Source organism: Rhodococcus sp. NPDC058639, from assembly GCF_042717545.1.
Classification (GTDB): Bacteria; Actinomycetota; Actinomycetes; order Mycobacteriales; family Mycobacteriaceae; genus Rhodococcus.
In genome coordinates this window covers 295,687-318,918 of the sequence record NZ_JBHXRF010000004.1, presented here as the reverse complement: position 1 = coordinate 318,918, position 23,232 = coordinate 295,687, and the positions used below count along the sequence as shown (strand labels likewise).

At 68.2% G+C, this 23,232-nt stretch carries 20 protein-coding genes; 9 read left to right on the top strand and 11 right to left on the bottom strand.

The genetic code is table 11. The features are described from left to right. Positions 1 to 11: 11 nt before the first annotated feature. From ppc to ACFWU2_RS09770, 4 genes are all read left to right on the top strand, one after another. Entirely contained in the window at positions 12 to 2,768 is a 2,757-nt protein-coding gene (gene ppc, locus ACFWU2_RS09785) for a phosphoenolpyruvate carboxylase (protein ID WP_378604599.1), read from the top strand. Positions 2,769 to 2,873: 105 nt separating this feature from the next. Then, positions 2,874 to 3,212, top strand: a complete 339-nt coding sequence (locus ACFWU2_RS09780) for a YciI family protein (RefSeq protein ID WP_378604596.1) — start codon at positions 2,874 to 2,876, stop codon at positions 3,210 to 3,212. A 2-nt stretch (positions 3,213 to 3,214) separates the two neighbouring features. Then, positions 3,215 to 4,459: an RNA polymerase sigma factor gene (locus tag ACFWU2_RS09775; protein WP_378604593.1), complete on the top strand. Its 1,245-nt coding sequence runs from the start codon at positions 3,215 to 3,217 to the stop codon at positions 4,457 to 4,459. A gap of 104 nt (positions 4,460 to 4,563) precedes the next feature. Beyond that, positions 4,564 to 5,280 carry an SOS response-associated peptidase gene (locus ACFWU2_RS09770; protein ID WP_378604590.1) on the top strand — a complete coding sequence of 239 codons (717 nt, stop codon included), beginning with the start codon at positions 4,564 to 4,566 and terminating at the stop codon, positions 5,278 to 5,280. Here the strand turns inward: ACFWU2_RS09770 and ACFWU2_RS09765 are convergent. Further along, positions 5,274 to 5,789 carry an SRPBCC domain-containing protein gene (locus tag ACFWU2_RS09765; RefSeq protein ID WP_378604587.1) on the bottom strand — a complete coding sequence of 172 codons (516 nt, stop codon included), beginning with the start codon at positions 5,787 to 5,789 and terminating at the stop codon, positions 5,274 to 5,276. The two genes, ACFWU2_RS09770 and ACFWU2_RS09765, sit on opposite strands and share 7 nt — an antisense overlap. A 165-nt stretch (positions 5,790 to 5,954) precedes the next feature. Between ACFWU2_RS09765 and ACFWU2_RS09760 the strand changes: the two genes are divergently transcribed. Together ACFWU2_RS09760 and ACFWU2_RS09755 are read left to right on the top strand one after the other, a co-directional pair. After that, positions 5,955 to 6,635, top strand: coding sequence for a hypothetical protein (locus ACFWU2_RS09760; RefSeq protein ID WP_378604584.1), 681 nt, complete (start codon positions 5,955 to 5,957; stop codon positions 6,633 to 6,635). After that, a complete protein-coding gene (locus tag ACFWU2_RS09755) occupies positions 6,636 to 8,411 on the top strand; it encodes a GMC family oxidoreductase N-terminal domain-containing protein (RefSeq protein ID WP_378604581.1) in 1,776 nt (591 codons plus the stop codon). It begins immediately after the preceding gene. A 321-nt stretch (positions 8,412 to 8,732) separates the two neighbouring features. Here the strand turns inward: ACFWU2_RS09755 and pgl are convergent, their stop codons facing one another. Genes pgl through tkt form a run of 5 tightly spaced genes read right to left on the bottom strand, consistent with a single transcriptional unit; the run spans position 8,733 to position 15,188 of the window. Next, a complete protein-coding gene (gene pgl / locus ACFWU2_RS09750) occupies positions 8,733 to 9,494 on the bottom strand; it encodes a 6-phosphogluconolactonase (RefSeq protein WP_378604579.1) in 762 nt (253 codons plus the stop codon). Continuing rightward, positions 9,487 to 10,395, bottom strand: coding sequence for a glucose-6-phosphate dehydrogenase assembly protein OpcA (gene opcA, locus ACFWU2_RS09745; protein WP_378604576.1), 909 nt, complete (start codon positions 10,393 to 10,395; stop codon positions 9,487 to 9,489). Before opcA ends, pgl begins: the two co-directional genes overlap by 8 nt. Then, a complete protein-coding gene (gene zwf, locus ACFWU2_RS09740) occupies positions 10,392 to 11,933 on the bottom strand; it encodes a glucose-6-phosphate dehydrogenase (protein ID WP_378604574.1) in 1,542 nt (513 codons plus the stop codon). The genes opcA and zwf overlap by 4 nt, the downstream gene beginning before the upstream one ends. A 2-nt stretch (positions 11,934 to 11,935) precedes the next feature. Continuing rightward, positions 11,936 to 13,081: a transaldolase gene (gene tal / locus ACFWU2_RS09735; protein WP_378604571.1), complete on the bottom strand. Its 1,146-nt coding sequence runs from the start codon at positions 13,079 to 13,081 to the stop codon at positions 11,936 to 11,938. A gap of 4 nt (positions 13,082 to 13,085) precedes the next feature. Further along, positions 13,086 to 15,188, bottom strand: coding sequence for a transketolase (gene tkt / locus ACFWU2_RS09730; RefSeq protein WP_378604568.1), 2,103 nt, complete (start codon positions 15,186 to 15,188; stop codon positions 13,086 to 13,088). Between the two features lie 212 nt (positions 15,189 to 15,400). Here tkt and ACFWU2_RS09725 point away from each other — a divergent pair, with 212 nt between their 5' ends. Then, positions 15,401 to 16,378: a heme o synthase gene (locus ACFWU2_RS09725; protein ID WP_378604565.1), complete on the top strand. Its 978-nt coding sequence runs from the start codon at positions 15,401 to 15,403 to the stop codon at positions 16,376 to 16,378. A gap of 76 nt (positions 16,379 to 16,454) precedes the next feature. Here the strand turns inward: ACFWU2_RS09725 and ACFWU2_RS09720 are convergent, their stop codons facing one another. Then, on the bottom strand, positions 16,455 to 17,420 hold the full coding sequence (locus tag ACFWU2_RS09720) for a quinone oxidoreductase family protein (protein WP_378604561.1): 966 nt from the start codon (positions 17,418 to 17,420) through the stop codon (positions 16,455 to 16,457). Positions 17,421 to 17,442: 22 nt separating this feature from the next. Between ACFWU2_RS09720 and ACFWU2_RS09715 the strand changes: the two genes are divergently transcribed. Continuing rightward, positions 17,443 to 17,796 (top strand): hypothetical protein, encoded by a 354-nt coding sequence (locus ACFWU2_RS09715; RefSeq protein WP_169621882.1) that lies wholly within the window; start codon positions 17,443 to 17,445, stop codon positions 17,794 to 17,796. 74 nt (positions 17,797 to 17,870) lie between these two features. Here ACFWU2_RS09715 and ACFWU2_RS09710 read toward each other — a convergent pair whose 3' ends face one another. The 4 genes from ACFWU2_RS09710 to mptB are packed head-to-tail and all read right to left on the bottom strand — an operon-like array spanning position 17,871 to position 22,362. Next, the gene (locus ACFWU2_RS09710) at positions 17,871 to 18,836 is read right to left on the bottom strand and encodes a heme A synthase (protein WP_378604558.1); all 966 of its coding nucleotides are present in this window, start codon (positions 18,834 to 18,836) and stop codon (positions 17,871 to 17,873) included. Positions 18,837 to 18,890: 54 nt separating this feature from the next. Continuing rightward, positions 18,891 to 19,688: an ABC transporter permease gene (locus ACFWU2_RS09705; protein WP_378604555.1), complete on the bottom strand. Its 798-nt coding sequence runs from the start codon at positions 19,686 to 19,688 to the stop codon at positions 18,891 to 18,893. After that, positions 19,685 to 20,629 (bottom strand): ABC transporter ATP-binding protein, encoded by a 945-nt coding sequence (locus ACFWU2_RS09700; protein ID WP_378604552.1) that lies wholly within the window; start codon positions 20,627 to 20,629, stop codon positions 19,685 to 19,687. The genes ACFWU2_RS09705 and ACFWU2_RS09700 overlap by 4 nt, the downstream gene beginning before the upstream one ends. A gap of 11 nt (positions 20,630 to 20,640) precedes the next feature. Further along, complete coding sequence (gene mptB / locus ACFWU2_RS09695; protein WP_378604549.1) at positions 20,641 to 22,362, bottom strand: polyprenol phosphomannose-dependent alpha 1,6 mannosyltransferase MptB; 1,722 nt, start codon at positions 22,360 to 22,362, stop codon at positions 20,641 to 20,643. A 109-nt stretch (positions 22,363 to 22,471) separates the two neighbouring features. Between mptB and ACFWU2_RS09690 the strand changes: the two genes are divergently transcribed. Next, on the top strand, positions 22,472 to 23,203 hold the full coding sequence (locus ACFWU2_RS09690) for a helix-turn-helix transcriptional regulator (protein WP_378604546.1): 732 nt from the start codon (positions 22,472 to 22,474) through the stop codon (positions 23,201 to 23,203). The last annotated feature ends 29 nt before the right edge of the window (positions 23,204 to 23,232 follow it).

Genomic DNA, 23,232 nt, shown 5'->3' with positions numbered 1-23,232 from the left:
ATACTGGCCGAATGACGGACACCGTGCCGGCTTCGGCCACCGAACCTCTACGTAACGACATCCGCCTGCTGGGCGGCATCCTCGGCGATGTCGTCCGCGATCAGGCCGGCGACGAGGTGTTCGAGCTCGTCGAAGCAGCGCGGGTCGCGAGTTTCCGGATCCGGCGGTCCGAGATGGACCGTGCCGACCTTGCCGAGCGTTTCGCTGCTGTCGAGACCCCAAATCTGCTGCCGATCGCGCGCGCGTTCAGTCACTTCGGGCTGCTCGCCAACCTCGCCGAGGACCTTCATCGCGAACGTCGGCGCGCCGTCCATCTCGAGGCCGGTGATCCCCCGCAGGACAGCGCTCTCGCCGCGACCTACGCCAAGCTCGATGCGGTCCCGCTCGATGCGGACGGGGTCGCCGATGCGCTCGCGGACGCGCTCGTCGCACCGGTGATCACCGCGCACCCGACCGAAACCCGCCGCCGCACCGTATTCGACGTGCAGACCGCCGTCACCGACCTGATGCGGCGCCGCGACCGCACCGTCGACCCCTACGAGCGGGACAGCGTCGACCGTGCCCTGTACCGGCACATTCTCACCCTCTGGCAGACCGCACTGATCCGGCTGTCGCGGCTTCGCATCAGCGATGAGATCGACAACGGTCTGCGCTACTACGATCTGGCGTTCTTCGAGGTCGTGCCCACCCTCAACGCCGAGGTACGCCGTGCACTCCGGCAGCGGTGGCCCGATGCCGCAGTCCTCACCCGGCCCCTGGTGCGCCCCGGCACGTGGATCGGCGGCGACCGTGACGGAAACCCCAACGTCGACGCCGCGGTCGTCACCACGGCCGCCGACCGCGCGTGCGCGACCGCGCTGCGCCATCACCTGGCCGAACTCGCCGTGCTCGAACAAGAGTTGTCGATGTCGCTGCGCATCACGACGATCACCGCCCGCCTGCAGGAACTCGCCGACATCTCCGGCGACGAGAGCCCCGCGCACAGCGACGAGCCCTACCGGCGGGCCGTGCGAGGAATCCGGGGACGCCTCACCGCGACCGGCGCCCGGCTGCTCCCTGACGTCGACCTCCCACACACCGTCGAGCCGCCGCGCGAGCCGTACCGCACTCCCGCACAACTCCTCGCCGATCTGTCGGTCGTCGACGCATCGCTGCGCGCCGGCGGGGGAGCGGTCATCGCCGACGATCGTCTCGCCCGCCTGCGCAGCGCAGTCGAGGTCTTCGGTTTCCACCTCGCTCCACTGGACTTGCGGCAGAACGCCGACGTCCACGAGCGGGTGGTGGCCGAACTGCTCTCCTGGGCGGGCGTGACCGACCGCTACGCGACACTGCCGGAGGACGACAAGGTCGCGTTGCTCACCTCCGAACTACGCATCCGGCGCCCGCTGACCACCGCCGACGCGCAGTTGTCGGACGAAACCGCCAAGGAACTCGGCATTTTGCGCGCCGCGGCGAGCGCCGTACGCCGCATCGGGCCTGCTGCGATAGAGCACTACATCATCAGCATGTGCACCTCGGTCTCGGATCTGCTCGAGGTGGAAGTCCTCCTCAAGGAAGTCGGGCTGCTCGACCTCGACGCCGGATATCCGCGGAGCAGCGTTCAGGTGATTCCGTTGTTCGAAACCATCGAAGATCTGCGCGGCGGCGCGTCGACGCTGACCGCAGCCCTGGCCGTACCGGAATTCCGGAGTCTGGTCGACGCGCACGACGGGCTGCAAGAGGTCATGCTCGGCTACTCCGACTCCAACAAGGACGGCGGATACCTCGCCGCCAACTGGGCGCTGTACCGAGCAGAACTCGACCTCGTCGAGGCGTCCCGCGCCGCTGGCGTCCGCCTGCGACTGTTCCACGGCCGTGGGGGAACCGTCGGGCGTGGAGGCGGTCCCAGCTACGACGCCATCCTTGCCCAGCCGCCCGGTGCGGTGCGGGGCTCGCTCCGGGTGACCGAACAGGGAGAGGTGATCGCCGCCAAGTACCGCGAACCCGTGCTCGCCCGTCGCAACCTCGAGGCGCTCGTCGCCGCGACCCTCGAATCCACACTGCTCGACGTCGAAGGGCTCGGCGCGGACGCGTCGGCTGCCTACCGGATCTTCGACGAGCTCGCAGACCTGGCCCGAAATGCCTACCGTCGTCTAGTCCACGACACGCCCGGATTCGTCGAGTACTTCACGACCTCGACCCCCGTCGCGGAGATCGGAGCGCTCAATATCGGCAGCCGGCCGGCGTCGCGCAAACCGACCGAGGCCATCGCCGACCTGCGCGCGATCCCGTGGGTGCTCGCCTGGACACAGAGCCGGGTGATGTTGCCCGGCTGGTACGGCACGGGCAGCGCGGTGGCCGAGTGGGTCGGCGACGATCCCGAGCGGCTCGAGTCCTTGAGGACCCTGTATCGGCGCTGGCCGTTCTTCCGCACGGTGCTGTCGAACATGGCGCAGGTGATGGCCAAATCCGATCTCGGAATCGCCGCGCGCTACTCGGAACTGGTCGAGGACACCGATCTGCGGGAACGGGTGTTCGGCCGGATCGTCGAGGAACATGCGCGGACCGTCGACGCCTATCAGCGGATCACGGGCTACGACTCGCTCGTCGCCGACAATCCCGCATTGGAACGGTCACTGCACAACCGGTTCCCGTACCTCGAACCGCTCAATCACCTGCAGGTCGAGTTCCTGCGCAGATTCCGGGCGGGCGAGGACACCGAACAGGTCCGCCGGGGAATCCAGTTGACGATGAACGGTCTTGCCACCGCGCTCCGGAACAGCGGCTGACCGGCTGCCGAAAGAAAATCTCGTGCGCGTGTCGATTTCGGTGGGGAGAGTTCGTCGTCATGGTGTACGGCGAATCGTCGTACCGAGTCACGACAGGAGACGATCATGAAGTACATGCTGTTGATCTACACATCGGCGACCGACGAGAGCACCTGCACGGTCGAGGACTGGCAGGAGTACGAGAAGGCGATGCGGGACGCCGGGGTGCTCGTCACCGGCCACGCACTCCAGGACCTCACCACGGCGACCGCCGTGCAGGTGGCGGCGGACGGTCGGCGCACGGTCACCGACGGCCCGTATGCGGAGACCCGGGAGGTACTCGGCGGCTACGACGTCATCGATGTACCGGATCTCGACGTCGCGATCGAGTGGGCGTCGCGGTGTCCGGGTGCCCGGGACGGTGGCACCGTGGTGGTGCGCCCGATCGCCGAGTTCGGCGAGTAGCCGTGCCCGATGCGGCTGTGTCGGCCGAAGCGGTGTTCCGGGAGGAGCACGGGCGGTTGCTCGCGGCGCTCGTGCACCGTTTCGGCGATCTCGACCTGGCCGAGGAAGCTGCATCGGACGCCCTCGAGGCGGCGCTCGTGCACTGGCCGGTCGGTGGGGTGCCCGACCGGCCGGGCGCGTGGCTGCTCACCACCGCCCGTCGCCGGGCACTGGATCGGGTACGCCGCGACCGCGTCTACACGCAACGACTGGCCGAACTGGCGATCGACATCGAGCGGCGCGGCTCCTCGGATCCGCGCGGCGACGAATTGCCCGACGAACGACTCGAACTGTTCTTCACGTGTGCTCACCCGGCCTTGGCTCCCGACGACCGTGTCGCGCTGATCCTCCGTTGTCTCGGAGGTCTGACCACCGGCGAGGTCGCGCGCGCGTTCCTCGTTCCCCACGCCACGATGGCGCAGCGGATCGTGCGGGCCAAGAAGAAGATCCGTGGCGCGCGGATCCCGTTCCGGGTGCCTCGTCCGGACGAACTCGACGAACGGCTCCCGGTGGTTCTCGGCGCCCTGTATTCGATCTTCACCGAAGGGTATGCCGCCAGCAGTGGCACCGATCTGCAACGGCTCGATCTGGCAGACGAATCGCTTCGGCTGGTGCGGATCCTGCACCGGCTCATGCCTTCGCAACGCGAGGTGGCCGGGTTGCTTGCACTGGAACTGCTCGTCCATGCCCGTCGTCACTCGCGCACCGATTCTGCCGGCGAGATCGTGCTCCTCGACGCCCAGGACCGGACCCGGTGGGACAGGGCGATGATCGACGAAGGCCGTGCGCTGGTGGTGACCGGGCTCACCGGCGGGCCCCCGGGCCCGTACGCGGTGCAGGCGGCGATCGCCGCGCTGCACGACGAGGCGCCCGAAGCCGAGTCCACCGATTGGCCGCAGATCGTTGCGCTGTACGGGGTGCTTCTCGCACTCACGCCGTCGCCACTGGTTGCCGCGAACCGCGCGGTCGCCGTGGCGATGTGCGACGGGCCGGAGGCCGGCCTGGTACTACTCGACGCCCTGGCCGGCGAACCGGTCCTGCGCGAGCACCACCCGTACCACACGGCCAGGGCGGACCTTCTCGTCCGCCTCGGCCGTGATGCCGAGGCCGAGTCCGCGTTCCGGCGCGCGCTCGACCTCGCCGGTACCGAACCGGAACGTCGCCGGTTGCACTCCCGACTGGCCTCGCTCGGGGATCGACCGGGGTGAACGCGCCGCCGGGCGGTTTTTCGTTGCCGGAGAGCGCGGGGTGCGGCCGTATCGCGGTGGGAAGATGTGAACAACGGAGCGTCGCAACCAGAGAGGCCGATGTCGTGTGCGGACGGTATGCAAGCACGAGTACCCGGGACGACCTCCTCGCTGCCTACGACGCCGTGACCGCGGTCGGTGAGGAGCTACCACCGTCCTACAACGTCGCGCCCACCCAGCAGGTCAACGTGGTGCTCGAGCGCGTCCCACGCGACACGCCCGACGGTGATCCGGTGCGCATGGTCTCGTCCCGGGTCCGATGGGGTCTGGTGCCGTCGTGGGCGAAGGACCCGAAGATCGGCTCGCGCATGATCAATGCCCGTTCGGAGACGATTACGCAGAAACCGGCGTTCAAGGCTGCTGCCTCCCGGCGTCGCTGCATCCTGCCGGCGGACGGATACTACGAGTGGATGAAGAACGAGGAGGGAAAGAAGATTCCCTTCTTCCTGCACGCCGACGCGCCGATCTCGATGGCCGGACTCTACGAGTTGTGGCCCGATCCGGAACGGCCCGGCGACGACCCGGATCGCTGGTTGTGGACGTGCACGGTGCTGACGCGCCCGGCGACCGACGCGGCCGGGCATATTCACGACCGCTCGCCTGTCGTGCTTCCGGAGACGTTCGTCGATCCGTGGCTCGACGCGGCTCTGACCGACCGCGACGACGTCGAGGCGCTGCTCAACTCGATCCCGGAACCTCATCTCGAGCCGTACGAGGTCGGTACCGCCGTCAACTCGCCCCGGAACAACACGCCGGATCTGCTACGGCCCGTCCGTCATTGATCGGCCGGCAGGGAGGCGTCCGACCGATATCGGTCGACCAGGGACAGGTAGTCGGTCCACTGCGGCGGCCGGCCGCCGGTCAAGGCGGCGTCCAGGCGATCGAGGTAATACTGCCAGCCCGGACCGATCTCACCGGCTTCCGATCGTGGGACGTGTGAGTGCGTGAAGTCGAGGGTGGTGACCCGGCCTACGGTGTGCAGCGCGACGGCGAGCAACCATCCGTCCACGTCGACGGAAAAACGCGCCGGGGGAGTGCATTCGACGATACGCACGTCGACGGTGGCCGAATCGTGCTCGTCGACCATCGTCAACCGCACCCACCCGGTGGAGGGATCTCCGGTGTACGTGCCGTACCAGCGGGACAACTCGCGGGGTTCGGTGAGCGCTGCCCAGATCTCGCTCGCGGGCAACGCGAAACTGCGACGGTAGATCAGTCTGACCAGCGACGCGTCGTCGGGACAGTCGCTTTCCGGCCGAACTTCCCCCATCACAGTGGTCGGCGTGCCCATCGTTCTCCCCTCTCGTAGACGCTCCCAGTGTGATACACCGGACCGCCGCCGGTGACCGAACCGGCGGGGCCGACAGGTCCCGGTCGAGCGCCGCATCTCCCAAATTTCGACCGGTTCGTCCGTACACTCCCGTAAGTTGCGATTGCACCGACGGAGGGGGGCGGCGTGGCCTGTGAACACGACGGTTCATGGAACCGGCGTCAGTTTCTGACCGGCTTGATCGGGGGTGGTGCGGCACTGGCCGCGCTGGGCATAGTGGGCGCGCCCGCGGCGGGTGCTCAACCTGCGGCGCCGGCACCACCTATCCGGGACACCATCAACGGTGTGCTGTCGTTCGTGGTTCCCGGAAACGACCCCTATTCGCATCATCAGGGAATGGCGACGGACCGGCCGGGCGGGGTGACTCCGGGCACGGCCGCGTCGCTCGAGCGCACCCTCGACCGAGCGCTCGCGATACCGCTGTTCGGAGGAGTCGGAGTTCCCCTTCCGGGCGCAGCCGGAGTTGCGGTGCTGCTCAACATCTTCGCCGCCACCGCCGATCCAGGCGCTTCGAACGGGCCGTTCGCCGCCCCGTTCGCAAACCTGGACTTTGCGAAGAAGGCACTGGTGTTCGAGTGGCTCGACACCGACCCACGCTTCGAGAATTTCATCATCAGGTTCGTGGTGAACTCGCTGCCGACCCTCGCCGCCTTCGCCGCCTACTCGGAGGTGTCGGCGTTCGATCCGGTCGAACGGAAGACGACGGGCCGTCCGGTCGGCTGGGACCTGAGCAACTACGCCGGTCCGAGTGACGGATGGGATGAAGTGATCGGGTACTACCGCGGGATCGACAAGGTGGAGGCGTAGATGACCGACGTAATCGTGATCGGGTCGGGCGGGGGCGGGCCCGTGGTCGCGAAGGAACTCGCCGCCCGTGGGCTCGACGTCCTCGTACTCGAAGCCGGACCGCGCTTCGCCGACCCGGAGAACGAGTGGACGCATTTCGAAGACGACGCCAACAACCCGATCACGGGGTATCTGCGGCAAGGTCCCGGTGATCGATCCCGGACGCCGTGGCTGCGCGATGTCCCTCAGCAATCGTATGTATGGCAGGTCGCCGGAGTCGGGGGCACCACACTGCACTTCTTCGGTAATTCGCCTCGGGCGGCAGCAGGTGCATTCGCCGGATACGACGGTCCCGACCGGGACATGTACGACACCGCTCATCTGTTCCCGTTCGGTTACGAGGAGTTGCGGCGCTACTACGAGTGGGTCGAGGCGACACTCCCGGTGCAGACGGCGCCGATGGGCGCCAAGGAACAGGTGTTCCTCCGTGGCGCCGCCGCGCTCGGGCTGACACACCAGACCACGCTGGACACGACAGGACCGTCCTACCGTGCGCAGCAGAACGCGATCCTGCAGCCCGGCGGAACCGCCGGACGCACCCGCGACCCCGCGCTGCTGCACTACCCCGACGCGCGCGGATGCACCATGTGCGGGCACTGCTACCAGGGTTGCTACCTACCGCTCGGCGCGCCACGAAATCTGAAAGCCAAGCGATCGACCGATAATTCGTACGTTCCGATGATGCTCACCGCCGACGCGTGGTCGCCCCACGGCCGTGCCGTCACACTCGTCTCCGACGCCGTCGTCACGAAGATCCTCTTCGAGGAGGTCCACGGGGAGACCACTGCGCGCGGGGTGCGGTTCACCACCACCGCCGACGGCGCGGAGCACGAGGCCACTGCCCCCGTCGTCGTTCTCGCCGCGGGGTGCGTCGAGTCGCCGCGACTGTGGCTCGGTTCCGGTCTCCCCAACCCGAACGGATGGGTCGGCCGCGGCTTGACCGATCACCACATGGACGGCGTGTTCGGGGTGTTCGACGAATACACGGGCCAGACCAGAGGCCCCGGCTCGAATGCGCGCGTCGACCTGCCCGGCTACGGCGGGGTCGAGCAACTCGGTCTGCCACCGGCACTCATCGCGTACGCACTGAACTTCAGCGATTCCGGGATCCACGGGTACGGAAGAGCGGGGGGCGTGGTCGACTCCGCAGGAGCGGACACCGTGGGAAGGCTCGTGGGTCGCGATCTGCTGAATACGATGTCCGACACCGATCGGGTGCTCGCGGCACTCGTCATCACCGATGACGATGTCGAACCGGAGAACCGGGTGACGTTGTCGCCGGTGCTGCTTCCGAGCGAAGGCGGGCTCGCGCCGAAAGTGACGATGGCACACAGGAATCGATCGGCGCGCACGAAGCGCAATCGCGAGTACTCGACCCGGAAGGCTGTCGAACTGATGCGCGCGGCGGGCGCCAAATCGGTGCACCGATGCGACTGGCCGCCGTTGATTCTGCATTCGCAGTCGAGCATGCGGATGGGCATCGAAGAACACAACTCGGTACTCGACGCCGATGCGGAATCACGTTGGGTCAAGCGCCTGTTCATCACCGACAATTCGGCGCTCGCCAACAGCCTCGGCGGCCCCAACCCCACGTTGACCACGCAGGCTGTTGCCACCCGGACGGCGGAGAAGATCATCGAGAAGTACTTCGGTGGTGAGCCGTGGGTGGGGCGCGAGGATCCGGTCTCGTCGATCGACGACCGGGTCACCGCCGCCGTGATCGCGCGAGGGCTGTGACGGGCGGCGAGACCGAGCTACCGGAGCGCCGGTTCTTTCCTGCGTGGAACCGTGGGGCCCGATGGTGCGTCGAACGTGACAAGGGCCGACAACGACAGCGGCCCACCACGGGAGGAGCCCACCCGCATGGATCCACGAACGGCGCGATGTGTTCCCGGACGTTCTCGGCTCGCTGCCTCACGCGCGACGCGCGGGCCCCGCTCGTCGGTGAGGTTTCGTTGTGTCAGAGAGGGCACCGACGACGCCGCACCGCAGATCCCGGCCGACGATCCGGACTGTGACAGCGATCCCCGATAACTCGGCGGCGCGGAGCCCCGCCGGTCAGGACGCGGGGAGTTTCGCAGCCGCGGCCGGGTCGACGAACCACACGGTGCGCTCGCGCCCATGTGCTCCGGCGGCAGGAATGTCCTCGGGGTCCGCTCCGGCGACCGATGCGGCTACGGCGTCGGCCTTGTTCTCACCGGCGACCAGCAACCACACCTGACGGGCGCGTTGCACAGCGGGCAGCGTCAAGGTCACCCGCGCCGGCGGCGGCTTCGGTGAATCGTCCACTCCTACTACGAATCGCTCCGCTTCGCGCACCGCAGCGGTGTGGGGGAAGAGGGAGTTGATGTGCCCCTCGCCCCCCATACCGAGCAGGTGAACGTCGAAGTCGGGCACGGACCCGTCTGCGGACTGGGATGCGAGGCGTCGGGCGTAGCGTTCGGCGGACTCCGCAGGCGTGGTGCATCCGTCCTCTCCGAGAGCAGGCATGGTGTGGATGCGTGCCTCGTCGATCGGCACGTGGTCGAGCAACGCGGCCCGAGCCTGTACTTCGTTGCGCTCGGGATCGCCCGGGGGCAGGAACCGCTCGTCGCCGAAGTACACGTTCACGGCCGACCAGTCGATCCCGCCCTGCTCACGCCCGACGTGTTCGAGTACGGCAATGCCCGTTCCGCCGCCGGTGAGCACCACGTGGGCCTGCAGCCGTTCGGCTTGTGCAGCCACCACCGCATCGACGAAGGCCTTTGCCGCGGCACGCGCAACGGCATCGGAGTCGGCGAAAGTCAATACCTCGGTCGGGGTCCTGGCGGGATCAGACATATTCCACCTTCGGCAGGGCCGACAGCGCGGCCTCGTAGATGACATCGGGGTCGAGCCGGCGCAATTCTTCGGCAAGGCACTCCGAAGAGTCCCGCCGGGCAAGGGTGATCAGGGACGCAGGTTTGTCGGTTCGTTCGAGCGTCGCGACGCGCCCCTCCTGCGGACGTCCGAGCACGATCGTCTGCGTGGTGGTGCGCAGTTCGACGTGAAGGTCGCCGGTCGCGCGCTGCACGGGGCAGTCGATGCGGCTCGCGAGCCATCCCGCGAGAAGGTCGACGGCCGGTTCGGTCTGCAGGCCCGAGACGTGGGCCGACACGACCTGCTCGTGCGGCGGTTGTTCGAGCGCGGAAACCAGCAACGCGCGCCAGTAGGTGATCCGGGCCCATGCCAGATCGGTGTCGCCCGGGGTGTACCCGGACAGACGCGAGAACAGATCGGCGCGCGGATCGAGGGCGTTCGTCGTGTCGGTGAGCCGGCGCACCGCCAGCCTGCCCACGGGGTCGTGTGCCGGAACCGGCGGTGCCTGGCTGGGCCACCACGCGACGACGGGTGTGTCGGGCAGCAGGAAGGGCACCACGACCGACTCCTGGTGTTCGGCGAGTTCGCCGTGGAGCGCGAGAATCAGCACCTCGGACGCGCCTGCCTCACCACCGACGCGGATCTCCGCGTCGAGGCGGGACGGGCCCTCGGCCCGCCCCCGTCCGACGACGATGACGCGACAGGGATGCTCGCGGGCGGCATCGGTGGCTGCCGAAATCGCCGCTTCGATGCCCCGGGCTTCGCCGGCGCACACGATGAGTGTGAGAACCCTGCCCTGGGTGACGATTCCGCCGGTCCGGCGAAGTTCGACCAGCTTCTTGCTGACGTCCACCGCGGAGGTGTTGCGCAATTGCAGTCTCACGGCCGTCTCCATTCCCGGCCGGAGCGGCGCAGCATCTCATCGGACGACGCCGTACCCCAGCTTCCCGCCTCGTACGGTTCGGGTCGGCCTTTCGTGGCCCAATGGTCGAGAACCGGATCGAGGATCTTCCAGGACAACTCGACCTCTTCGTCCACGGGGAACAGGGACGGTTCTCCGAGCAGCACGTCGAGCAACAGTCGTTCGTACGCCTCGGGGGAGGACACCGTGAACGCCTGACCGTAACTGAAGTCCATGCTCACGTCGCGCACCTCCATCTCGGAGCCGGGCACCTTCGACCCGAAGCGCATGGTGACACCTTCGTCGGGTTGCACGCGGATCACGAGTGCGTTCTGGCCGAGGTCGGAGGTCATGGTCGTGTCGAACGGCAAGTGGGGTGCGCGCTTGAACACGACGGCGATTTCGGTGACCCTGCGGCCCAGCCGCTTTCCGGTCCGCAGGTAGAACGGGACCCCGGCCCACCGCCGGGTGTCGACTTCGAGGGTGATCGCCGCATACGTCTCGGTCGTCGAGTCCGCCGCGAAGCCCTTCTCCTCGAGCAGTCCGACGACACGCTCGCCGCCCTGCCAACCACCGGTGTACTGACCGCGCGCAGTGGTCTCGTCGAGGGGTTCGGCAAGCCGGGTCGCGGACAGCACCTTGATCTTCTCGGCGCGCAGTTCGGACGGCGCGAAGCTGATCGGCTCTTCCATCGCGGTGAACGCCAGCAACTGCAGCAGATGGTTCTGGATGACGTCGCGCGCCGCCCCGATCCCGTCGTAATATCCCGCTCTGCCGCCGAGACCGATGTCCTCGGCCATCGTGATCTGGACATGGTCGACGTAGTGCGCATTCCAGATCGGATCGAACAACTGGTTCGCGAACCGCAGCGCCAGAATGTTCTGGACCGTTTCCTTGCCGAGATAGTGGTCGATGCGGAACACCGAATCCTCGGAGAACACTTCGCCGACGACCGCGTTGAGCTCACGTGCACTCTCGAGGTTGTGGCCGAACGGCTTCTCGATCACCACCCGGCTCCACGTGTCGTCGTGCGCCGCCGCGAGACCCGAGCGTGCCAGTTGCCCGCACACCACAGGGAACGCGTCGGGTGGGACCGACAGATAGAACGCGTGGTTTCCGCCGGTACCCCGCTCCTGATCGAGCTTGTGCAGGGTCTCGGCGAGTTCGGCGAATGCCGCGTCGTCGTCGAACGAGCCCTGGACGAAGCGGATGCCTTCGGCTAGCCGCTGCCAGACTTCTTCGCGGAACGGGGTGCGCGAATTGTTGCGCACCGCGTCATGGACCACTTCACCGAACTCGGCGTCGTCCCACTCCCGGCGGGCGAAGCCGACAAGAGCGAATCCGGGCGGCAGGAGCCCGCGGTTGGCCAGGTCGTACACCGCCGGCATCAACTTGCGGCGGGCGAGATCGCCCGTGACGCCGAAGATGACGAGAGCGCACGGACCCGCGATGCGGGGCAGCCGGCGATCCCTGCTGTCCCGCAGCGGGTTCACCCACTCCGCCGTCCCGGATTCGCTCACGTTCAGCCCTCCGCGCCGGGCGCGTGGGCGGTGAGCTGCTCCGACGTGGCCGTCAGCAGCTCGTTCCAGGACGCTTCGAACTTCTCGAGACCTTCTTCTTCGAGCTTGCGGAACACGTCCGGAAGGTCGATCCCCGCGGAAGCGAGCGCGTCGAACACCTGTCGCGCTGCGGCGATGTTGCCGGTGACGGTGTCGCCGGTGATCTCACCGTGGTCGGCGACCGCTTCGAGGGTCTTCTCCGGCATCGTGTTCACGGTGTTCGGAGCAACCAGCTCGGTGACGTACATCGTGTCGGAGTACTCCGGGTTCTTCACCCCGGTCGACGCCCACAGTGCACGCTGCGGGCGCGCGCCTGCCTCGGCGAGCTGCTCGAAACGCGCACCGGACTCGAATGCCTTGCGGTACGAGTCGTACGCCAGCCGGGCGTTCGCGACGCCCGCCTTGCCGCGCAGCGCCAGGGCCGCGTCGGTGCCGATGTCCTCGAGACGCGCATCGATCTCGGTGTCGACCCGGGAGACGAAGAACGACGCCACCGAATGGATCTTCGAGAGATCATGGCCGGCGGCCTTGGCCGCGGTCAGCCCGTCCAGGTACGACTCGATGACCCGTTCGTATCGCTCCACCGAGAAGATCAGCGTGACGTTCACGCTGATGCCTTCGCCGATCACGCGTGCGATCGCCGGCAGTCCGGCCACGGTCGCGGGGATCTTGATGAACAGGTTGGGGCGATCGACGACACGCCACAACTCCAGTGCCTGCGAGACGGTCTCGTCGGTCGCGTGAGCGAGGCGCGGATCGACCTCGATCGACACGCGGCCGTCGAGCCCGCCGGTCGCTTCGTACACGGGGGCGAGCACGTCGCACGCCGCACGGACGTCGTCGGTGGTGACGGCGAGGATGGTTTCCTCGACGTCCGCACCGCCCGCTGCCAGTTCACGAACCTGCGCGTCGTACGCGTGTCCCTTGGACAGCGCCGCCTGGAAGATCGACGGATTGGTGGTGACGCCGACGACGCTCCGGGTGGCGATCAGCTCGGCGAGATTGCCGGACTCGATCCGCTCCCGCGACAGGTCGTCCAGCCACACCGAAACGCCCTGGGCGGAGAGGGCCGCGAGTACCTCGTTCTGGGCGGTGGTCTGCGAAGTCATCCGATCATCCCTTCACTGTGGTCAGCGAGCGGTGCGCAGCGTCGACAACGGCTTCTGCGGTGATACCGAACTCGCGGTACAGGGTCTTGTAGTCGGCGGAAGCACCGAAATGCTCGAGCGACACGGCCTCGCCGGCGTCGCCGATGAGCCGGTACCACGGCAGTGCGAGACCGGCCTCGACGGAGACGCGGGCACGAACCGACGGCGGGAGCACCTCGTCGCGGTAGGCCTGATCCTGCTCGAGGAACCAGTCGAGCACCGGCACCGAGACGACCCGGGTGGGCACACCCTCGGCCTCGAGGGTCTCGCGGGCGGCCACGGCCAGTTCGACCTCCGAACCGGTCGCGAGGAGCACGACCTCGGGGGTTCCGGTGGACGCTTCGACGAGCACGTATGCGCCGCGGGCGACACCCTCGGCGGCCTTCTCCCGGGTTCCTTCGAGAACCGGCACGTTCTGGCGGGTGAGTGCCAGGGCGGTCGGGCCCGTCTTGTTCTCGAGAGCCGACTTCCATGCGAAGGACGTCTCGTTGGCATCCGCCGGACGGATCACCGCGAGGTTGGGGATCGCGCGCAGCGCGGCGAGGTGCTCGATCGGCTGGTGCGTCGGGCCGTCCTCGCCGAGTCCGATCGAGTCGTGGGTCCACACGTAGATGGCCGGCGTCTGCATGAGCGCGGCGAGACGGACCGCGGGGCGCATGTAATCGGAGAAGACGAGGAAGGTGCCGCCGTATGCGCGGGTCGGGCCGTGCAGCGCGATGCCGTTGAGAATCGAACCCATCGCGTGCTCGCGGATACCGAAATGCAGGGTTCGGCCGTAGGGCTGGGCCGTCCACTCGTCGGTGGAGATCGACGCGGGACCGAACGAGTCGGAGCCGGGGATCGTGGTGTTGTTGCTGCCGGCGAGGTCGGCTGAACCGCCCCACAGTTCCGGCAGGATCGGGCCGAGGGTCGCGAGCGCATTGCCCGAGGCCTTGCGGGTCGCGGGACCGCTGTCGGTCGGATCGTAGAGCGGCAGGGCGTCGACCCAGCCCTCCGGGAACTCGCCCGCGAACAGACGGTCGAACAGTTCCTTGCGCGTCGGCTCGCGCCGAGCCCATGCGTCGAAGTCGGCCTGCCATGCCTCGCGCACCTTGGCGTTGCGCTCGATGACGCCGCGGGCGTGTTCGATCACAGCCGGATCGACGTCGAAGTTCTTCTCGGGATCGAAGCCGAGCACCTTCTTCACCGCGGCGACCTCGTCGACACCGAGAGCAGCACCGTGCACGTCGCCGGTGTTCATCTTGGTCGGAGCCGGATAACCGATGATCGTGCGCACGGAAATGAGCGACGGACGATCGGTGACCGCCTTGGCGGCCTCCACGGCCTCGAGGATCCCGGTGACGTTCTCGCCGCCGTCGACGGTCTGCACGTGCCAGCCGTACGCCTCGTACCGCTTCGCCACGTCCTCGCCGAGCGCGATCGTGGTGTCGTGCTCGATCGAGATCTTGTTGGCGTCGTAGAAGACGATGAGATTGCCGAGTTCCTGCACGCCCGCGAGCGACGAGGCCTCGGAGGTGACGCCCTCTTCGATGTCACCGTCGGAAGCGATCACATAGACGAAGTGATCGAACGGGCTCTCACCCGGAGCGGTGTCCGGATCGAACAGGCCGCGCTCGCGCCGGGCGGCCATGGCCATACCGACGGCGGACGCGAGGCCCTGGCCGAGCGGTCCGGTGGTCATCTCGACACCCGCGGTGTGCCCGTACTCGGGGTGTCCCGGGGTCAGCGAGCCCCACGTGCGCAGCGCCTCGAGGTCGGCGAGTTCGACGCCGTATCCCGACAGGTACAGCTGGATGTACAGGGTCAGGCTGGAGTGGCCGCACGACAGCACGAAGCGGTCGCGACCGACCCACTTCGGATCGGTCGGGTCGTGCCGCATCACGCGCTGGTAGAGGGTGTAGGCGAGCGGAGCGAGGCTCATCGCGGTGCCGGGGTGCCCGTTGCCGACCTTCTGCACCGCATCGGCGGCGAGCACGCGGGCCGTGTCGACCGCCTTGGTGTCCAGGTCGGTCCAGTCGGCCGGATGCGCCGGCTGAGTGAGGGTGCGGATCTCGTCTGTGATCGACACGAGCAGAGTTCTCCTGACATGGGGTGTACGGGGTGCCTGCGGGCAGAAGTTGGCCCGCGCGCTCCTTAAGAGTAGTGCGCGCCGCGGAGCGGGTCGATTCGGTCGGGGCGGGTCCGCCGTCTACCATCGTTTGTAGTAGAAGGAGCGTCCGGACCCGGGCGACCGTGAACGGGCGAGCGAAAGTGCGGATTCGCGTGGTGCAAGGAGACAGTGTGCGGGCAGGGCAACGGCCGAAGGGACACGGATTCGGCGCCCCCGAAGCGCCCGGCGCTCCCCGCCCCGACACCGCGTGGGGACGTCTCTCGGCCACCGTGCTCGCCTACATCGCGCTCACCAAGCCACGTGTGATCGAGTTGCTGCTGGTCGCCACCATCCCCGCGATGCTGTTCGCCGACCGGGGCCACGTCGACATCGTCCTGATCCTGAGCACCCTGTTCGGTGGCTGGATGGGTGCGGCGAGCGCGAATTCGCTCAACTGTGTGGTCGACGCCGACATCGACAAGGTGATGAAGCGGACCGCGCTCCGTCCCCTCGCACGTCAGACCGTCCCGACCCGCAATGCGTTCGTCTTCGGCATCCTTCTGGGTGTGGCCTCGTTCGCCTGGTTGTGGTGGCGGGCGAACCTGCTGTCGGGCCTGCTGGTCGTCGCGACCATCGCGTTCTACGTCCTCGTCTACACGATGGTGCTCAAGCGTCGTACCTGGCAGAACGTCGTCTGGGGCGGCGCCGCAGGGTGCATGCCCGTCATGGTCGGCTGGGCCGCCGTCACCGGATCCCTCAGCTGGGAACCGGTTGTGTTGTTCCTCGTCGTCTTCTTCTGGACGCCGCCGCACACGTGGGCACTCGCGATGCGGTACAAGGAGGACTACAAGGCGGCCGGCGTGCCGATGCTGCCCGTGATCGCGACAGAGCAGCACGTCACCAAACAGATCCTCCTCTACACCTGGGCGACCGTGATCGCGACACTCGTGATCGTGCCCGCCGCGGGCATCATCTATGCGGTGGTCGCGGTCCTCGCCGGAGCGTGGTTCCTGTTCGTCGCGCACCAGCTCTACAGCAGCGTGCGGGGCGGCGCGTCGGTCAAGCCGCTCAAGTTGTTCCTGCAGTCCAACAACTACCTGGCACTGGTATGCCTCGGTCTGGCGGTCGACTCGGTGCTGGCCCTGCCGACGATCGGCTCCTACTTCTGACCTCGGGTCCCTCTGGTCACGACGAAGCCCCCGCTCCACACACCGGAACGGGGGCTTTGCGTTGTGCGGTCGTTGCTCAGGGGAGCAGGACGACGGAGCCGGTCGTCCGGCGGGCCGCCAGATCCGTGTGCGCGCGGGCAGCGTCCGCCAACGGGTAGGTCGCACCGACGCGGACGTGCAGGGATCCGTCGGCGATCGCCGCGAACACGTCCCCGGCCCGCCAGAGCAACTCCTCACGGGTGCGCGTGTAGTGCGCGAGGGTCGGGCGGGTGACGAACAGCGAACCCGCCGGGTTGAGGCGCTGCAGATCGAACGGCGGGACCGGGCCGCTCGCAGCACCGAACAACGCGACCATGCCGCGGATGCGGACCGAGGCGAGGGACGCCTCGAACGTCGCGGCACCGACCCCGTCGTACGCCGCGGCGACGCCCTCACCGCCGGTGAGTTCCCGGACCCGGGCGGCGATGTCGTCGTCGTAGCGCAGAACCTCGGCGGCACCGGCGTCGCGGGACAGGGCTTCCTTCTCATCGGACGAGACGGTGGTGATCACCCGTACGCCCTTCCGTGCGGCGAACTGGGTGAGCAACAGACCCACGCCACCGGCACCCGCGTGCACCAACACCGTGTCCCCGGCCCGGGCGGGATACACCGATTCGATCAGGTAGTGCGCGGTCATGCCCTGCAGCAGCGCAGACGCTGCCTGCTCGGTGGGCACGCCGTCCGGCACCGGTACCGCCACGGCCTCGGGGACACAGACGAGTTCGGCATACGAGCCGGGGGCCGCGCACCACGACACTCGCGTGCCGATCCGGGCGTCCTCGACACCCTCGCCGACTGCCACGACCGTGCCGGTGCCCTCCGAGCCCGGAACGTACGGCAGGTCGGTGGGGTACATACCGGTGCGGAAATACGTGTCGATGAAGTTCACGCCGATGGCGTCGGTGCGGACGAGCAGGTCGCCGGGGCCGGGCTGCGGGTCGGGACGTTCCACCGGAACGAGGACGTCGGGACCTCCGAACTGTGCCACTTCGATTGCGCGCATTCCGTCACAGTATTCTGCTTTCATGAGCGCCGAAACAGAGGTCGCGGCCGCACCGGCCGCCATCGTCTCGTCCATTCGCACCTTCGTCGCCGAGCACGGCGGCTCCGGCAAGGCCGTGCTGCAGCCGATCGGCCGGTCCGGGGTCCGGGTCACCGTCGTCGCCGCCGACGGCACGCTCGGTGATCGGGTCGCAAAGGACTTGCCGACCGCCCACGCCGTCATCGACGCACTGCCCGACGTCACCGTCTCCGAGTGGGACCGGGAATTGACCAGCATCGTCAATCCGCAGCCCGGTCACTGGAAGAAGATGGCCGGCTGGGTCGCCCGTCAGGCGCGGTTCCCGAAGGCGCGCAACGAGCACCCGATTCGCTCCTGACACCTGCCCGACACAGACCCTCAGGGGCCGGCCGCATCGTCGATGTGGCCGGCCCCTGAGGTCGTTTCTGGGAGTTAGACGGTAACCGGTTCGGGCGCCGGTGCGGTGGTCCGAATCCGTCCGGCGGCCCAGACGGCGGCGGTCGCGGCGGTGCACAACCCGGCGCCGGCGACGTGCAGCACGACCAGCACGGCAGGCACATCGGTCCAGAACTGCACGAGTCCGATACACGCCTGGGCGGCGACGAGGGCGAGTACGACCTTCAGCCGGGTCTTGACCGCTTCGGGGGCGTGGAGGGCGTACACGGCGAACGCGAGGCCGACGAGCAGCGCGAGGTAGCCGACGAGCGCTTCCGCGTGCAGGTGGACCAGCATCGTGATGTCGAGGTCGAGGCGAGGCACCGGGTTGTCGATGCTCTTGTCACCGGCGTGTGGTCCCGCACCGGTAACCATGGTGCCCAGGACGAGGACGCCCGCCAGCGCGACGGCAGACAGAGCGGTGAGCCAGCGCAGTGGCTGGGGCAGCACCTGCACGACGATCCCGTCGTCCGGTTCGCCGACCTTGGCGTAAAGGATCACTGCGAGCCAGACCATCAGCATGGAGGCAAGCATGTGGATCGCCACGGTCCACCACACCAGGCCCGCGAGGACGGTGATTCCGCCGAGGATCGCCTGGACCACGGTGCCGGCGGGCATGAGCCACGCCCACGCGATGACTTCCTTGCGACGGCGCGCCCGGGTCACCGCGAGAACGATGGCCGCCGCGACAGCGACGACGACGAACGTGAGCAGTCTGTTTCCGAACTCGACTACCTGGTGCAAGGTGTGGACGTTGCTCGACACCCCGACCGGGACCAGCGATCCCGGGAAGCACTGCGGCCAGGTGGGGCAGCCGAGCCCGGACGCGGTCACGCGGACCACGGAACCGGTCACTGCGATGCCACCCTGCGTGAGGATCGTCAGGAACGCGATGATCCGTTGCGCCCGGAGAGACGGCAAGGGGAGACGGTCGACAAGGCTCAGGTAGCCGCGATACAACACGGACCCGATGCTACGGCGTCGTCCACTACGACGTGTAGTTGGGTGCTGCGCCGATCAGGTGAACCGGAACCATCTCACAGCGGCGGCCCCGCCGATCGCCGTCCACACGACCAGCACAGCGATGGACAGCCAGTCCACGCCGCCCGCCACGGCGGTGTCGAGCGCCAGCGTCAGCGCGCCCGACGGTACGAGACGCACGACGTGCAGCACCGCGTCCGGAACGACGTCGTCGAGCAGCACGATGCTGCCGATTCCGAGGAGTACGAACCAGACGATGTTCGCCAGCGCGAGCACGATCTCGGCCCGCAACGTGCCGCCGAGCAGCAGTCCGAGGGTCGCGAACATCACCGTTCCGAGCGCGATCACGACGGCGCCGACGAGCAGTCCCACCGCAGTGGGGCGCCACCCGAGCGCGACGCCGATTCCTCCGAGGAGAATTGATTGCAGCACCACTACGATCCCGACAGCACCGCTTTTACCTGCAATGATGCCCCACTTCGGAAGTGCGGTCGCACCGATTCTTTTCAATGCACCGTATCTGCGGTCAAATCCGACGGCGATCGCCTGCCCGGTGAAGGCGGTCGACATGATCGCCACCATCATCACGGCGGGAAGTACGCGGGCGGCGCGGTCCTCACCGAGATCGGCGATCGGCAGCAGGGTCAGACCGATCAACAGCGTGACGGGGATGAACATCGTCAGCAGCAACTGCTCGCCGTTACGCAGCAGCAGCTTCAACTCCATCCGCGTCTGCGCCGCGAGCATCCTCGCCGGCGCATTCGGAGTCGGACGGGGTGTGAAGGTCCCCTCGGCGAATCGATTGTTCGCCAGTCGATCGTGGGTCACGCTCACCCTCTCAGCTCCCGTCCGGTCAGTTCGAGGAACACGTCCTCGAGGCTGCGCTGGTCCACCCGGATCTCGGTGGCCAGCACACCCAGCCTCTCGCACCACTGCGCTGCCGCGGCAACGACGGAAGGCTCGACCGCACCTTCGATCAAGTAGCGGCCGGGGAGTGCTTCGCGGACCCGGCAGGTGCCGGTCAGCGCGGACTGCAGCGGCGCCATGTCGAGAGCGGGCGGAGCCGTCACCCACAACTGGCCCTCCGCGCCGGTGCGCATGACTTCCTCGGGGGTTCCCGCCGCCACGACGCTGCCGTGATCGATGATCACGATTTCGTCGGCGAGTTCCTCGGCTTCGTCCATCAGGTGCGTGGTCAGCAGCACACTCACGCCGTCGCGGCGCAACGCGTCGATCAATTCCCACACCAACAGACGGGCCTGCGCGTCGAGGCCGGCTGTGGGCTCGTCGAGAAACACCAGTTCGGGCCGGCCGACCAGGGCGCACGCCAGCGCGAGGCGCTGCTGCTGGCCTCCGGAGAGCCGGCGGTACGGGGTACGCCGCGCTTCCTCCAGGCCGAGACGATGGAGCAACCAGTCCGGATCGAGGGGATCTGCCGAGTAGGTGGCCACGAGGTCGAGCATCTCGCCCGCACGGGATCCGGGGTACGCGCCGCCGCCCTGCAGCATCACGCCGATCCGTGGCCGAAGCGCGTCGGAGTCGGCCACCGGATCGAGTCCGAGCACTCGGACGGAGCCTGCATCGGGGGTGACGAACCCCTCGCACATCTCGACGGTGGTCGTCTTCCCGGCGCCGTTCGGGCCGAGCAGGGCGAGCACCTGGGCGCGTTCGACGGTCAGGTCGAGGCGGTCCACCGCGGTGACGCCCCCATAGGTCTTCACAACGCCGTCCAGGCACACGGCCGGCACTGCGCCGGAGGGAGAACTCGGGGTCACAGGGCTCCAGCCTAGGCGTCCGCGGGTTCCGGCGGGCGCGCCGGTGCGCGCTCCTCGCCTCGCCACGGCAGGAGGTTGCGGGTTGCGACGATGAGCAAACCCACCACCGCGATGGTGGCAATGGCGGCCTGCACGATGATGAACGGCTGATACTCGCCGCCGTTCGGCATCAGGATCACGCTCACCACCGACGAGAACGCGATCGTGGGTATGCGGAAGATCGGGCGGGTCGCCCACGCAGCCAGGGGAATCACCGCCCAGAGCAGGTACCAGGGCTGCACCACCGGGAACAGCAGCACGATCGCGCCGAGCGAGACGCCGAGCGCACCGACCGGATGGATCCGGCCCGTCAGGGTTGCCAGCAGCATCCGCACCGTGATGAACGCGGCGACCACGGCGGCGATGGGGCGCGTGATAGACAACACAGCCGTCGTGTGGTCGCCGAGACCGAGCAGGACCCCGCCGAGCCCCGTGCCCATCCCGAGCAGTGTCGGAATCGACATCCAGCTTCGGACCTCGGTGGCGGTGCCGAGAGTCTGCGTCCAGCCGAGGCCCAGTCCGCTGCCCCAACTGACGACACCGATCACCAGTGCGGCGACGATCCCGAGCATCACGGCAGTGGTCCCGACCGCTCGGACGCTGCCGCCTCGCCTCCGCGCGAGGGCCATGCCCACGAATCCGAGGGCGAGCAGCGACGGCAACTTGATCATCGCGGACAACGCGATCAAAGCGGTACCCGTGGCGATCCATGCCACGGCACGACCCCGCGACGAGTTCCCGTCCGTGTACACCCCGCGCAGCGCCAGTTCGACGCCGGTGAGCATGACACCGAGCATGAGGGCCTCGTTGTGGACACCGGCGACGAGGTGGAAGAGCAGCAGCGGGTTCGCGGCGCCGAGCCACAGCGCGCTCACGGACGCCACCCCGCAGCGCCGCGCCAGCCGTGGCAGCGCCCACACGATCAGCGCGACCCCGACCAGCGCGAAGAGCCGGTGTACGAAGATTCCGGCGACGATGTTCTCGCCGGTGAGTGCCGCGATCTTCTCGCCGAGCCACAGGAATGCCGGGCCGTAGGGCGCAGAGGTGTCGCGCCAGATGTTGGGCACGGTCCGGGTCAGCACATGGTCGACTCCGAGGGCGCCGGCAGGACCGATGGCATACGGGTCCAGACCGCGTGCCGCAATCTCGCTCTGCGCGAGGTAGGAATACACGTCCTTGCTGAACATCGGCGGTGCGACGACGAGCGGCACGATCCACAGCAGCAGCGTCCGGTCGAGCTGGGAGCGGGTCATCCGGCGTGGTTGTCCGTCCGGGTCGCGCCGGCCGATGGCGAATCGGCCCAGCAGAAGCCAGGCGAGCACCACGAGCACGATGCCCGTCATCGTCACGGTCAGTGCCGCACTGGGCATCCGTGCTGCCAGGCCGAGTCCGCGGACTCCCTGCACCGGATTCTGCAGGACAGGTTGCGCCCCGGCGCCGAGTGCGCCGATCGCCATCAGTACGGCGCCGGTCGCACCGAACAGCCTGATCCGGTGCAGCTGGGTGGTCTCCGCAGGATCGAGGCCACGACCCTCGGTCTCGTCGCCGTGCAGCACGACGGAGACGTCGGCCCGGGGGCTCGGACGGTCGAGTCCGAGTGCGCGTCGCGTCAGGTCGAGGGTGCGCGGCCCGATCCCGGGTCGCCCCGCCGCGACCGGGTTCTCGCTCGGACTGAGGGGTGGGTTCGACGGCACCCGAGCAGCGTAACGGGCGGCGTCCGCGGTACCGGACGGCTCCGGGATCGAAGGGTGAGGAAGGGCACCCTTGGTGGAACCGTTTCCTGAATTCCGTCACACTGGTGTTGTGAAATCATCGACCGCACTCGACGTGCAAGCAGAACGCACAGGTCACGCGCCTGTCGCGCGCGCTGCTGCGACCGGTCGCGATGCACACGAAGGCCACACCCGCGCCGCAGTGGTCAAGCTCCTCGTCGAACACGGACCCATCACCGCACCCGAAATCGGGGAGCGACTCGGACTGAGCGCCGCAGGCGTGCGACGCCACCTCGACGCTCTGATCGAATCGGGTGAAGCCGAGGCCGCCGCACCGTCGCGCCGCCAGGGCCGCGGCAGGGGCAGACCCCCCCGACGCTTCCAGCTCACTGCTGTCGGCCGGGCGCGCCTCGGCCACTCCTACGACGATCTTGCCACCGCCGCCATGCGCCACCTGCGTGAGATCGGCGGCGAAGCCGCAATCGAGGACTTCGCGCGCCGGCGCGTCCAGTCGATCCTCAGCGGGATCGACCCCGCCGGTCAGGACGTGGAGGAAGTCGCCGAAGAGATCGCCGGAGCCTTCTCCGCATCGGGATTTGCCGCGTCCACCCGTCGGGTCGGCCCGGGTGTCCAGATCTGCCAGCACCATTGCCCCGTGTCCCACGTGGCCGAGCAGTTCCCGGAACTGTGCGAAGCGGAAGAGGAGGCGTTCGTGGAGATCCTCGGAACACACGTGCAGCGGCTCGCGACCATCGCCAACGGCGACGCGTTCTGCACCACTCACGTGCCGGTCCTCCCGGCCAAGGAGCCGCCGAGCTCTTGACGCCCGCCGGAACCACTCCCGACTTCGTG